This window comes from Glutamicibacter protophormiae, assembly GCF_016894325.1.
Lineage (GTDB): Bacteria > Actinomycetota > Actinomycetes > Actinomycetales > Micrococcaceae > Glutamicibacter > Glutamicibacter protophormiae.
Genome location: NZ_CP069806.1, coordinates 486,191 through 498,835 on the forward strand (window position 1 = coordinate 486,191; position 12,645 = coordinate 498,835).

The following is a 12,645-nucleotide window of genomic DNA, read 5'->3' on the forward strand; positions in this document are numbered from 1 at the left end:
ATGTGCGTCTGGTTAATTCGATGAAGAGCTCGCTGCGCGGCCGCCTGGCCGCGCTCGCCACACCGACGTTGGGAATCACATGCGCAAACGTACCAGCATGGCTCTTGCGGCCGCTGCTCTGGGCGCCAGCCTCGCGGCTGGCGGTATCGTGCCGGCCACGGCCGACGACTCCAGAATCACCTCGATCGAGCAAATCCAGGGAACCACCGACACCTCGCCCTTCGCGGGGAAAAAGGTGACGGTCCGGGGCGTGGTGACCGGGGCCTACGCCGACGGCGGCATCCGCGGCTTCTACCTGCAGACCGCCGGCAGCGGCGCGGAAATCTCGCCGCTGGGCAGCTCCGGCATCTTCGTCTACGCGCCGCGCCAGGTTTCCTCCGTCGCCGTGGGCGACCACGTGGAGGTCGCGGGCACGGTCTCCGAGTACTTCGGTCTGACGCAGATCAGCGCCTCCGGCGTGGCGCCGCTGGCCGAACCGGCAGAAGCCGTCAAGCCGCTGTCGACCCCGCTGCCGGCCTCGGACGCCGACCGCGAGCGCTTCGAATCCATGCTGGTCGACCCGCAGGGGCAGTTCACGGTGTCGGACAACTACTCGCTGAACCAGTACGGCGAGATCACCCTGGCGCAGGGAACCAGCAGCATCGTTCCCGGGGAGCGCACGCTGCGCCAGCCGACCGATGTCTTCGCGCCGGGCAGCGCCCAGGCGCTGCGGCTTGCCGAGGAGAACGAGCAGCGGGCCATCGTGCTGGACGACGGCGCGACGCTGAATTTCTCGACCGCCTCCAATACCTCGGTGCCGCTGCCGTACCTCGATGCGCAGCGCCGGGTCACGGTGGGCGCGGCCGCGGCCTTCACCGATCCGGTGATCATGGACTACCGCTACGACCTGTGGCGGCTGCAGCCGACCGGCCAGGTGACCGGTGCGCAGGATGCGGACATCCCGGTCAGCTTCGAGCAGATCGACAGCAGCAAGCCCCAGGACGTCGGGGGCAATGTCAGCGTCGGCAGCTTCAACGTGCTCAACTACTTCACGACCACCGGCGACAGCCTCGAAGGCTGCACCTACTACAACGACCGCCAGGGGGTTCCGGTGACGGTGCGCGGCGGCTGCGATGCCCGCGGCGCGGCCACCGAGGCGAGTTTCGAACGGCAGCAGGCCAAGATCGTCGCGGCGTTGAACAAGTTCGACGCCGACGTGGTGGTGCTCGAGGAGATCGAGAACTCGGCGCGCTTCGGCCAGGACCGGGACGCCGCGCTGGCGCACCTGGTGGACGAGCTGAATGCCGCGGCCGGGGAGAACCGGTGGAGCTATGCACCGAGCCCCGGCGCCGTCCCGGCCGACGAGGACGTGATCCGCACGGCGATGATCTACCAGCGCGACGCGGTGAAGCCGATCGGCAAGTCCCGGATCCTGGACGACCCTGCCTTCGACAACGCCCGCGACCCGATGGCGCAGGCCTTCCAGCGGGTGGGCGGCAACCAGAAGACCCGTTTCCTGGTGATCGCCAACCACTTCAAGTCCAAGGGATCGGATCCCAAGGACGGCTCGGCCAATGCTGACAAGGGGGACGGCCAGGGGGCGTGGAACGCCGCGCGCGTCGAACAGGCCACCGCGCTGGTGAAGTTCGCCGATTCGCTGAAGAAGACCTCGAACACCGACCAGATTCTGCTGGCCGGCGACTTCAACTCCTATTCTGCCGAGGATCCCATCAAGGTGCTGTCGCAGGCCGGGTATGTCGACCTGGGCGCGGCGGCGGATTCGCGCAGCTACCTGTTTGCCGGGCTGACCGGTTCGCTGGACCACGTCTTCGCCTCGCGGCCGCTGGCGAAGAAGGTGGCGGGCCAGGATATCTGGAACATCAACGCGACCGAATCCATCGGCTACGAGTACAGCCGCTACAACTACAACGTGACCCAGCTGGTCACCGGGAACCAGTACCGCTCTTCGGACCATGATCCGGTGCTGGTGGGCCTGCAGCTGGACAAGAAGTAGCCGGTTCCGGATGCCAGCGGGGCCCGGAACGGCGCAGGCGACATGCCGGCGCGGTTCCGGGCCCCTGCTGGCGGTTCTCCGGCGGCAGCGGAAATTGGGGGTTGACACTTTTCGTTTCCACGGGCAGTCTTAGTGCAGATGAATTGTGAGAGCGCTCACAGAGTGATGGGCGGGCGCTATCGTGACTCATGCTGTATTGAAAACTCCTCGGAGTTTATTTTTTTCCCCAAGTTTGAGAGCGCTCTCACGATTGAGCGGGACGCTCGAAAGTACACTCGCAAGCTCAGCACTCTGAACGGAGTCACCGTGGACATCTCTCGCACATCCCGCATCGCCAAAGCGGCCGCCGTCGCCGGAAGCCTGGCCCTGCTGGCCACCGGTTGCGGCGGCAGCAACAGCGCCGCCGACGAACAGCCGGCATCCGCCGACAACCCGGTCACCCTGACCGTCACCACCTTCGGGACCATGGGGCTTGATGCCCTGTATGCGAAGTACGAATCCCAGAACCCGGGCGTCAAGATCCAGGCAACCAACATCGATACCGGCGGCAACGCACTGACCGACTGGAAGACCAAGCAGGCCGCCGGCGCCGGCCTGCCCGACGTGCAGGCGGTCGAGGAGGGATGGCTCGGGCAGGTCATGGCCGTCTCCGATTCATTCGCCGACCTGCGCGACTACGGTGCGGGCGAGATCTCCAGCCAATGGGTGGACTGGAAGGTCCAGCAGGCCACCGATGACGAAGGCCGAATCATCGGCTACGGCACGGACATCGGCCCCATGGGCCTGTGCTACAGCGCAGACCTCTATAAGAAGGCCGGCCTGCCCAGCGAGCGCGACGCCGTCGCCGAACTCTTCGGAGGGGACAACGCCACCTGGGAGAAGTTCGTCGATGTCGGCAAGGACTATGTCAAGGCATCGGACGAGGCCTTCTACGATCAATCCGGATTCGTGTGGAACTCCATGGTCAACCAGCTCGGCGAGGGCTATTACAAGGCCGACGGAACCTTGAACATCGAAGGCAATACGCAGCTGCGCGAACGCTGGGACCTGCTGGCCGATGCGGCCTCCAACGGGCTGTCTTCCGGGCAGACCCAGTGGGACTGGGGCAAGGGCCAGGCGTTCATCGACGGTTCCTTCGCCACCATGCCGTGTCCGGGCTGGATGCTCGGAGTGGTCAAGGGGCAGATCGAGGGCGCCGGCGGCGATGCGGCCAGCGGCTGGGACTTCGCTGACGTCTTCCCCGGCGGCCCGGCGAACTGGGGCGGGACCTTCCTGACCGTGCCCACGACCTCGGAGCATCCGGCCGAGGCCGCCAAGCTCGCCCAGTGGTTGACCAGCGCTGAATCCCAGGCCGCCGCATTCGAGGAGGCCGGCGCCTTCCCGAGCAGCCTCGAAGCCCAGCAGTCCGAAGCGGTGACCGGCGCCAACGAGCTGACCAAGTTCTTCAACGACGCGCCTATCGGGACGATCCTGGCCAGCCGCGCCGAAGGAGTCAAGGCGCAGTTCAAGGGCCCGAACGACTCGGTCATCCAGGAGCAGGTCTTCGGCCCGGCAACCATCGCGCTGGATTCCGGAACCGATGGCCAGAGCGCGTGGAACGACGCCCTGTCGACCCTGAAAAACCTGGACATCAAGTAACGGCCGATGCAGCCGGGGCCCGGGTCCGCTGACCCGGGCCCCGCGGAAGAAGAGAACATTTTCATGAGCACCTTGACCAACAAGCCTCCCGGTTCCGGCACCGGACACCTCCGGCGGAAGGCGCGCCCCGCGAGCCCGACTCCGGAAAAGCTCCTAGAGGAGCGCCACTCCGGGCCGCAGCGGCGTCGCCACTTGTTCAGCCGGCTGGACTACAAGTACTCGCCGTACCTCTACATCTCGCCCTTTTTCATCCTCTTCGGACTCGTCGGGCTCTTCCCGCTGGTCTACACCTTCGTGGTCTCCATCAACGACTGGGATCTGCTGGGCGGGGCGGGGGACTGGGTGGGGCTGGAGAACTACGCCGCCGAGCTGTCCTCGCCGCTGTTCTGGAACTCCCTGTTCAACACGTTCAGCATCTTCCTGCTGTCGGCCATTCCGCAGCTGGTCATCGCGACATTCATCGCCGCGATGCTGGACCAGAACCTCCGCGCCAAGACCTTCTGGCGGATGAGCGTGCTGGTGCCCTATGTGGTGACCCCGGTGGCGGTCACCCTGATCTTCTCCAATGCCTTCGACGAGAAGTACGGCCTGATCAACAACCTGCTGCAGCTGGTCAACCTGGATCCCGTGGCCTGGAAGACCTCGGTGTTCCCGTCCCATCTGGCCATCGCCGCGATGGTGAACTGGCGCTGGACCGGATACAACGCGCTGATCCTGCTGGCCGCCATGCAGGCGGTTCCCCGGGAGCTGCACGAGTCGGCCGCGATTGACGGCGCGGGTATGCTGCGCAGGTTCTTCTCGATCACCCTGCCCGGCATCCGGCCCACCATGATCTTCGTGATCATCACGGCCACCATCGGCGGCCTGCAGATTTTCACCGAGCCCAAGCTGTTCAACGCCAGCAGCTCGGTGCCGGGCGGACCCGACCGCCAATACCAGACAACCGTGCTGTACCTGTGGGACCTGGCGTTCAACCGCGGGGACTTCGGCCGGGCCTCGGCCGTGGCCTGGATGCTGTTCCTGATCATCATCCTCATCGGCGTCGCCAACTTCCTGCTGTCCGGGAAGATCGCCTCCTCCGGAGAGAAGCGCGCAGGCCGCCGGCCCATGCGCCACGGCAGGAACGCCAAGAGGCCTGGCAAGCCTGCTGGCGGACAGGACATGACAGAAGCCCGGAGGAGAGACCATGGCTAACCCATCCCTTGCCGCGGCACCGCCGCGGCCGCGGCGCAAGCGTAAGCGAAGCTTCACGACCGAGCGCCGGCCCGGGTTCCTGGTCTACGGCATCCTGCTCGCCTTCTTCCTGGGCAGCACCTACCCGCTGTGGTATTCGCTGGTCATCGGGTCCTCGGACCCGGGGGTTTTCGCCTCGGCCTGGCCCCCGCTGCTGCCCGGCGGCCAGTTCTGGCACAACGTAGCCGAGGTGTTCAACACCGTCGACTTCTGGGCGGCGCTGGGCAACAGCCTGGTGGTGTCCTCGGTGATCACGCTGTCGGTCGTGTCCTTCTCCACCTTGGCCGGGTACGCCTTTGCCAAGCTCCGGTTCCGCGGCCGCGAGGGCCTGCTGGTCTTCGTGATCGCGACCCTGGCGGTGCCCACCCAGCTGGGCATCATCCCGCTGTTCATGATGATGAAGGAATTCGGCTGGACCGGATCCCTGGGCGCCATCATGATCCCTACCCTCGTCACCGCGTTCGGCGTCTTCTTCATGCGCCAGTACCTGGTGGACAACATTCCCGACGAATTGATCGAGGCGGCCCGCGTGGACGGGGCCAGCATGATCGGCACGTTCTGGCATGTGGGGGTGCCCGCGGCCCGCCCGGCCATGGCGATCCTGTCGCTGTTCACCTTCATGACAGCCTGGACCGACTACCTGTGGCCCATGCTGGTGGCCCCGCAGAACCCCACGCTGCAGGTGGCGTTGAGCCAGCTGCAATCCGCCCGCTACGTCGACTACACCATCGTGATGGCCGGGGCCCTGATGGCCACCATCCCGCTGCTGGTGCTGTTCGTCGTGGCCGGCAGGCAACTTGTTTCCGGAATCATGGCAGGAGCTGTAAAGGGCTAATGACTCGACACCCATCCCACTCGTTCGCGTGGCCCGAGACCTTCATCTGGGGTTCGGCCACCGCGGCAGCACAGATCGAGGGCGCCGCCCATTCCCACGGAAAGGAGGATTCCATCTGGGATGCCTTCGCCCGCATCCCCGGGGCCATCGCCGGCGGGGAGGACCTGGAAACCGCCGTGGACCACTACCACCGCTACCGCGAAGACGTCGCCCTGATGCGCGAGCTGCACCTGGACTCCTACCGGTTCTCCACCAGCTGGGCCCGGATCGTGCCGGGAGGACGGAGCGTCAACCCGCAGGGGCTGGACTTCTACTCGCGGCTGGTCGATGAGCTGCTGGAACACGGCATCCTGCCGTGGCTGACGCTGTACCACTGGGACCTGCCGCAGGCCCTGGAAGAGCGCGGCGGCTGGGCCAACCGCGACACCGCCTTCCGATTCCTGGACTATGCCGAGGCGGTCCATGCGAAGCTCGGGGACCGGGTCGCCCGCTGGACCACCTTCAACGAGCCCTTGTGCTCGTCGCTGATCGGCTACGCCGCAGGCGAGCACGCCCCGGGCCGGCAGGAGCCGGCCGCGGCGCTGGCCGCGGTGCACCACCAGCACCTGGCCCACGGGCTGGCCACCGCGCGGCTGCGCGACCTGGGAGCGGAGCACCTGGGGATCACCTTGAACCTGACCAACGCGGTGCCCGACAACCCCGCCGATCCGGTGGACCGGGAGGCCGCTCGCCGGATCGACGCCCTGTGGAACCGCATGTACCTGGACCCGATCCTGCGCGGGGGCTATCCGGCAGACCTGCTGGAAGATGTCGGGCACCTCGGGCTGAATGCGGTGATCCAGGACGGCGACGCGGCGCTGATCGCGCAGCCCATCGATTTCCTCGGGGTCAACCACTACCACGACGACAACGTGTCGGGGCATCCGCTGGCAGCCGGCGAACCGCAGGCCCTGGTTCCCACGAACTCGCCGAAAGCCTCCCCGTTCGTGGGCAGCGAGTACGTCACCTTTCCGACCCGCAACCTCCCGCGCACGGCCATGGGCTGGGAAGTGAATCCGCAGGGACTGCGCGTGCTGCTCAACCGGCTGCGGGACGACTATCCGAACCTGCCGCCGCTGTACATCACGGAAAACGGGGCGGCCTACGAGGACGCGGTCACCGCGCGGGGCACGGTGGAGGACCCGGAACGAGAGGAGTATATTTTCAGCCACCTGGACGCGGTGGCCGGGGCGCTCTCCGACGGGGTCGACGTACGGGGCTACTTCCTCTGGTCCCTGCTGGACAACTTCGAATGGGCCTGGGGCTACAACAAGCGGTTCGGCATCATCCACGTGGACTACCGGACGCAGCAGCGCACCATCAAGAACAGCGGCCGGGCCTATGCCGGGCTGATCGCCGCCAACCGTACAATGGCATGACGCCCGGGCCGGGGCGCGGACATCGATTCGTGCCCCGGCCCGCCCAACGCCTAGGATCGTCGAAGCCCCTGGAGTAAAGAGAACAAGCATGTCCGAACCACGCAAGCAGCAGCCGACGCTGGAGCTCGTCGCAGAACGCGCCGGCGTCTCCCGCGCCACGGTTTCCCGCGTCGTCAACGGCTCGGAGAAGGTCAAGCCCGAGGCGATGCGAGCGGTCGAGCAGGCGATCCGCGAACTGAACTACGTGCCCAACCGGGCGGCCCGTTCGCTGGCGCAGGGCCGGACCAACGCCATCGCGCTGGTGGTTCCCGAGAACACCGCGAAGTTCTTCGCCGATCCCTATTTCGCCAAGGTGGTCCAGGGCGCCGCGCAGTATCTGGCGGATACCGAGTTCATGCTGTCGCTGCTGCTGTCCACCGAATCCGATCCGGGGAAAACCACACGCTACCTGCGCGGCGGCAATGTTGACGGCGCGCTGGTACTGTCGCACCACGCAGCCGACCGTTCCTACGCGGACCTCGGCGGGCAGCTCCCGCTGGTGTTCGGCGGCCGGACCATGAGCACCGACCAGAGCGAAATCTACGTGGTCGATATCGACAACATCTCCGCCGCGAAGCAGGCCACCGAAGTGATCATCGAACGCGGCCGCCGGCGCATCGCCACCATCGCCGGCCCGCAGGACATGGGGGCGAGCCTCGATCGCCTGACCGGGTTCACCCAAGCGCTGGCGGAGGCGGGGCTCGAACCGGCGGCGGTGCTGGAAGGCGATTTCACTCCCGACAGCGGACGCGACCTGATGCGGCAGCTGGTCGATTCGGGCACGGACTTCGACGGGGTGTTCGTGGCCAGTGCCCAGATGGCCTTCGGAGCGTTGCAGGCGATGGCGGATGCAGGGCTCGGGGTTCCGCAGGATGTTTCCGTGACCACGGTGGACGATGACGCCTTCGCCCGCAATGCCACCCCGCCGCTGACCACGATTGCCCAGCATCCGGAGCGCCAGGGAGCGATCATGGCCGAGATCCTGATCAAGCGGATCAACGGCGAAAGCGTGCCCGAGTGGAGCATCATGGACACCGAGCTGATTCTGCGCGCATCGCATTAGCCGTCGGATATCCTGCCGCTCCGGCGGGAATACGGGGTACCGGTTAAAAAAGAATTCCCATTCTTTCGAATGGGAATCTATTGGTGCGCCCAAAGGGATTCGAACCCCTGACCTTCTGTTCCGTAGACAGACGCTCTATCCAGCTGAGCTATGGGCGCATATTTACTTGTTTGTCGCCTTGACGACTTGAATAACAATACACGAGATTCGACGGCGGCAAAAATTGAAAAGCCCAAAAGTGCCCGGTGTCACATTGATTCGGCTTCTTGTGCCGCGGCCTCCTGGCCGGACTCGTTTTCCAGGAGGCACTGGTAGAGGTTGTGGTCTTGCCATTCGCCTGCGATCTTCAGGTAGCGCGGCGCCATGCCGATCTGCTCGAAGCCGCATTTTCGCAGCACCGCTTGCGATGCGTGGTTGTGCAGCAGCGTGCCGGCCTCGATGCGGTGCAGGCCCAAGGTCGAGCCGGCGATCTGGCACATGGCGTGCACCGCAAAGGTTGCCAGGCCCCGACCTTGGTGCGCTGCGTCCATCCAGTATCCGAGGCTTGCGCTTTGGAATGGCCCGCGGACAACCCCGGAGAGGGTGAAGCGTCCGATGATGCGGCCCTCCGCAAAGAGCGCCGCCGGGTAGGCCAGCGCCGCCGCAAGGCTGTCGAGTTGGATGTCCAGGCCCCGCCGCTGTCCGGCCGGAGTGAAAAATTCTTCCGGGCGCTCGGGCTCCCAGGGGGCCAGGTGGGCCCGGTTGCGCAGGTAGGCGGCGGCCATTTCCCCGGCATCGCCAGCTTGGAGCAGGCGCAATGCTGCACCGTTGCCTGAAGTCACTGGAAAGTGCACGACACTCCTCGGGAAAGAAAAAAATTCCCACTCATTCGAGTGGGAATTTCAGTATGGTGCGCCCAAAGGGATTCGAACCCCTGACCTTCTGTTCCGTAGACAGACGCTCTATCCAGCTGAGCTATGGGCGCATATTCATTTGTTGTGATCCGCCGTGGCGAACCTCGAATAACTATACAGGTGGTTGCACGTGCGTACAAATCGAGAATTCGAATCCCTGGGAAATGGCAGATGAATGGTTTTATGAAGAAACCAAAAGGGTACCGGTCTACGTGACCTTCGTCACATTAACGCGGGGTGTTGAATTGGCAAACCCCCGGAATTCCGGGGATCTCAACTATTTCAGTTTAGTCCACCTCGAGTCGTGAGGTTTGAGTCACAGGGTTTCGGGAAGTGCCACCCCCTAGCCTTGTTTTATCGCTAGTTCAGCCCAATGGAGGGAATCGATAATGAGCACGAGCTCGGATCAGAACGTAATCGACGCAGCGCCCACTTCGCATGTGAAGCTGGCGGCTTGGGTCGAGGAAGTTGCCGCACTGACGAAGCCGGATCGTGTTTATTGGGTTGACGGATCAGCTGAAGAGAACGACCGCCTGTGCGCCGAGCTCGTTGAAGCCGGCACCCTGGTCAAGCTGACCGACCCGAACTTCCCCAACTCCTACGCCGCATTCTCCGATCCAAAGGACGTTGCCCGCGTAGAAGAGCGCACCTTCATCTGCTCCGAAAAGGAAGAAGATGCGGGCTTCACCAACAACTGGGAAGACCCGAAGGTTATGAAGGAGCGTCTGAACGGCCTGTTCGACGGCTCCATGCGCGGCCGCACCATGTACGTGATTCCTTTCGTCATGGGTCCGTTGGATGCAGAGCAGCCAGCCTACGGTGTAGAGCTCACCGACTCCGCCTACGTTGTCACCTCGATGCGCATCATGGCCAAGATCGGCAATGAAGTACTGCGCAAGATGGAAGCAGAGAACGCTTTCTTCGTTCCAGCGCTGCACTCGATCGGCGCTCCGCTTGAGCCGGGACAGGAAGACGTCGCCTGGCCGTGCAACGAAGACAAGTGGATCGTGCACTTCCCTGAAGAGCGCGCCATCATGTCCTACGGCTCCGGCTACGGCGGAAACGCCCTGCTGGGCAAGAAGTGCTACTCGCTGCGCATCGCGTCGGCCATGGCCCGCGACGAGGGCTGGCTTGCCGAGCACATGCTCATCCTGAAGCTGACCAGCCCGCAGAACAAGTCGTACCACATCGCGGCAGCCTTCCCGTCGGCCTGTGGCAAGACCAACCTGGCGCTGCTGGATCCGACCATCGACGGCTGGAAGACCGAGACCCTGGGCGATGACATCAACTGGATGCGCATCGGCAAGGACGGCGAACTGCGTGGCGTGAACCCGGAGTACGGCCTGTTCGGCGTGGCACCGGGCACCGGCTGGTCCACCAACCCGAACGCCATGCGCGCCATCACCAAGGGCAATTCCATCTTCACGAACGTCGCGCTGACCGACGAAGGCGGCGTGTGGTGGGAAGGCATGACCGACGAGGCTCCTGCGCACCTGGTCGACTGGCTGGGCAACGACTGGACTCCGGAGTCCGGCACCAAGGCCGCTCACCCGAACTCCCGCTTCTGCACCCCGATCGACCAGGTCGACATGCTGTCGCAGGACTACTACTCGCCTAACGGCGTGAAGATCGATGCGATCCTGTTCGGCGGCCGCCGCAAGACCACCATCCCGCTGGTGACCGAGGCCCGCAGCTGGACCAACGGCATCTTCATGGGTTCGACCCTGTCCTCCGAGACCACCGCGGCAGCGGCAGGCGCCGTGGGTCAGGTCCGCCGCGACCCGATGGCCATGCTGCCTTTCATCGGCTACAACGCCGGCGATTACCTCAACCACTGGGACCAGATCTCGGGCAAGCTCAACCCTGAGCAGATGCCGAAGATCTTCCTGGTCAACTGGTTCCGTCGCACCCCCGAGGGCGGCTTCGCCTGGCCTGGCTTCGGCGACAACTCGCGTGTCCTGAAGTGGGCCGTCGAGCGCATCGAAGGCACCGCAGACGCCAAGGAAACCGCCATCGGCTACGTGCCGACCGGCGAAGCCCTTGACCTGACCGGCCTGGAAGGCTTCACCCCGGCCGACGTGGAAACCGCCGTTGAGGTGAACACCGACGAATGGCTGACCGAGGTCGAGAGCATCGAAGAGTGGTACGCCAAGTTCGGAGAGGCTCTGCCGGCTTCGCTGCGCGCCGAGCTTGATGGCCTGAAGGCCCGCCTGAACGCCTAGGTATGACAAGAAAATCCCCGGCTGCCCGCCATCTGCCCTTCGGGGCGGAGAACGGGTTGCCGGGGATTTTTTGCGCCCGCCGGGGTCGCTAGCCCAATTTCGGCTGGTGGAAGCGGTCCGCGGTGTAGACCAGGGCGCCAACTGCCACCGTGGCAGAGACAAGCGCGGTGATCGAGAAGGCAACGGGGGAGTCCTCGCCGCTCAAGCCCACCAGCGGGGTGGCCACCGCGCCGATGAAGAACTGCGCGCAGCCCAGCAACGCGGAGCCGGACCCGGAAACTTCGCGGACTTCGGCCACGGCAAGCCCGGTGGTGTTTCCCATGGTGAAGCCCACCGAGGTCACCATGATGAAGATGACCGCGGCCAGAGCCAGGCTGCGCACCCCGAGCTGTGCCATGACAGCCATGGCGCAGCTGGACACGAGCAGGACGCCCAGCGCGATGCTGATGGTGCGGCGCAGCGGGACGCGGGTGGCGAGCCGGGCAGAGACCAGGCCGGCGGTGATCAAGCCGAGTGAATTGATGCCGAAGCACAGGGCGTATCCCTGCGGACTGAGCCCCATGACGTTTTGGTAGAGGAACGGGGAGGCCGAGACATAGGCCATCATGGCTCCGAAGGCGAAGGCGAACTGGACCATGTAGCCCACGAAGCGCGGCTTGGACAGGGCGATGCGCAGAGGCGCCAGGAAGTTTCCTGTCGAACGCTGGGGCTGCGGGTGGGTTTCCCGATAGATGCCGAAGGACCCCGCCGCCATCAGCAAGGCGATCAGGGAGATGAACCACAGCACCGTGCGGAAGCCTCCGAACTCGCCGAGTACCGAGCCGATCAACGGGGCCACGGCCGGTGCCACTCCGCCGAAGGTCATCAGCAGCGAGAAAATTCGGGCGGTCTGCATGCCCCGGGTGGTGTCCGCGACAATGGCCTTGGAAATCACCAGGCCGGCCGCGCCGCCCAGCCCCTGCAGGGCGCGGGCGATCGTCAGGGTCGTCAGCGTCGGCGCCACGGCGGCGACAATGGAAGCGATGACAAACAGCGCGGTGCCCCAGCGCAGCGGCTTGGCCCGGCCCAACCGGTCCGAGAGCGGGCCCCAGAAGATCTGGCCGAAGGCGATGCCCATCAAGAACGCCGTCAGCGTGAGCTGGATACCGGAGGCCGAGGTGGCGAATTCCCGGGTCATCGCCGGGAATGACGGCAGGTACATGTCGGTGGCCAGCGGGCCGGTGGTTCCGAGCAGGATCAGCAGGGCGAAAAGCGGCGGCGTCAGCCGAGAGCGTTCAGGGGCGTTGGGCATGTGCCAATTCTAGGGATCGT

Annotated in this window: 9 protein-coding genes and 2 tRNA genes; 7 read left to right on the forward strand and 4 right to left on the reverse strand. The window is 65.1% G+C overall.

The genetic code is table 11. The features are described 5' to 3' along the window. Positions 1-79: 79 nt before the first annotated feature. From JQN66_RS02360 to JQN66_RS02385, 6 genes are all read left to right on the forward strand, one after another. Positions 80-1,993 carry an ExeM/NucH family extracellular endonuclease gene (locus JQN66_RS02360; RefSeq protein ID WP_204676497.1) on the forward strand — a complete coding sequence of 638 codons (1,914 nt, stop codon included), beginning with the start codon at positions 80-82 and terminating at the stop codon, positions 1,991-1,993. 306 nt (positions 1,994-2,299) lie between these two features. Beyond that, positions 2,300-3,631, forward strand: a complete 1,332-nt coding sequence (locus tag JQN66_RS02365; RefSeq protein ID WP_239464112.1) for an ABC transporter substrate-binding protein — start codon at positions 2,300-2,302, stop codon at positions 3,629-3,631. A gap of 63 nt (positions 3,632-3,694) precedes the next feature. Further along, a complete protein-coding gene (locus JQN66_RS02370) occupies positions 3,695-4,825 on the forward strand; it encodes a carbohydrate ABC transporter permease (RefSeq protein WP_204676499.1) in 1,131 nt (376 codons plus the stop codon). Then, positions 4,818-5,699, forward strand: a complete 882-nt coding sequence (locus tag JQN66_RS02375) for a carbohydrate ABC transporter permease (RefSeq protein ID WP_204676500.1) — start codon at positions 4,818-4,820, stop codon at positions 5,697-5,699. The genes JQN66_RS02370 and JQN66_RS02375 overlap by 8 nt, the downstream gene beginning before the upstream one ends. Further along, the gene (locus tag JQN66_RS02380; RefSeq protein WP_204676501.1) at positions 5,699-7,117 is read left to right on the forward strand and encodes a GH1 family beta-glucosidase; all 1,419 of its coding nucleotides are present in this window, start codon (positions 5,699-5,701) and stop codon (positions 7,115-7,117) included. The genes JQN66_RS02375 and JQN66_RS02380 overlap by 1 nt, the downstream gene beginning before the upstream one ends. Before the next feature lie 88 nt (positions 7,118-7,205). After that, a complete protein-coding gene (locus tag JQN66_RS02385; protein ID WP_204676502.1) occupies positions 7,206-8,219 on the forward strand; it encodes a LacI family DNA-binding transcriptional regulator in 1,014 nt (337 codons plus the stop codon). Positions 8,220-8,300: 81 nt separating this feature from the next. On the opposite strand, the gene JQN66_RS02390 is transcribed toward JQN66_RS02385, so the two are convergent. From JQN66_RS02390 to JQN66_RS02400, 3 genes are all read right to left on the reverse strand, one after another. Next, a tRNA-Arg gene (locus tag JQN66_RS02390) sits at positions 8,301-8,377 on the reverse strand. Positions 8,378-8,467: 90 nt separating this feature from the next. Continuing rightward, positions 8,468-9,052 (reverse strand): GNAT family N-acetyltransferase, encoded by a 585-nt coding sequence (locus tag JQN66_RS02395; RefSeq protein WP_239464113.1) that lies wholly within the window; start codon positions 9,050-9,052, stop codon positions 8,468-8,470. A 54-nt stretch (positions 9,053-9,106) separates the two neighbouring features. Beyond that, positions 9,107-9,183 (reverse strand) — tRNA-Arg (locus JQN66_RS02400). Between the two features lie 318 nt (positions 9,184-9,501). Between JQN66_RS02400 and JQN66_RS02405 the strand changes: the two genes are divergently transcribed. Continuing rightward, positions 9,502-11,334: a phosphoenolpyruvate carboxykinase (GTP) gene (locus JQN66_RS02405; RefSeq protein WP_204676503.1), complete on the forward strand. Its 1,833-nt coding sequence runs from the start codon at positions 9,502-9,504 to the stop codon at positions 11,332-11,334. An 88-nt stretch (positions 11,335-11,422) separates the two neighbouring features. Here the strand turns inward: JQN66_RS02405 and JQN66_RS02410 are convergent, their stop codons facing one another. Beyond that, complete coding sequence (locus tag JQN66_RS02410) at positions 11,423-12,625, reverse strand: multidrug effflux MFS transporter (protein WP_204676504.1); 1,203 nt, start codon at positions 12,623-12,625, stop codon at positions 11,423-11,425. Positions 12,626-12,645: the final 20 nt, after the last annotated feature.